Source organism: Pseudoneobacillus rhizolycopersici, assembly GCF_054786815.1.
Genome location: NZ_JBTOOE010000109.1, coordinates 1 through 269, shown reverse-complemented (window position 1 = coordinate 269; position 269 = coordinate 1). Strand labels below are relative to the sequence as shown.

The window sequence follows — 269 nt, the reverse complement described above, 5'->3', positions numbered from 1 at the left end:
CTGCAGGTCGGCTTCGGTCAGCGGAATGCCCGGCGGCACGCCGTCAACGATGCAGCCCAGCGCCAGACCGTGCGATTCGCCGAAGGTAGTGACGCGAAAGAGTTGTCCAATTGTATTTCCTGCCATCACGGCTCCAATCTTTTTCGTTATGTTGGCGTGTTGTTTTTTTAGTCTTTATAAATACCGAAGTGCGCACGGGCGTCAATCAGCTGCTGTTTGGTCAGCATAAAGACCCCGTCGCCGCCGTTATCAAACTCAAGCCAGGTAAA

General features: G+C 53.5%; 1 protein-coding gene. It reads right to left on the bottom strand.

From position 1 onward, the window contains the following. Window positions 1-126: chorismate synthase (locus tag ACX9YW_RS23045; RefSeq protein WP_167791225.1), on the bottom strand; the 126-nt coding region annotated here is incomplete at its 3' end. Between the last annotated feature and the right edge of the window lie 143 nt (window positions 127-269).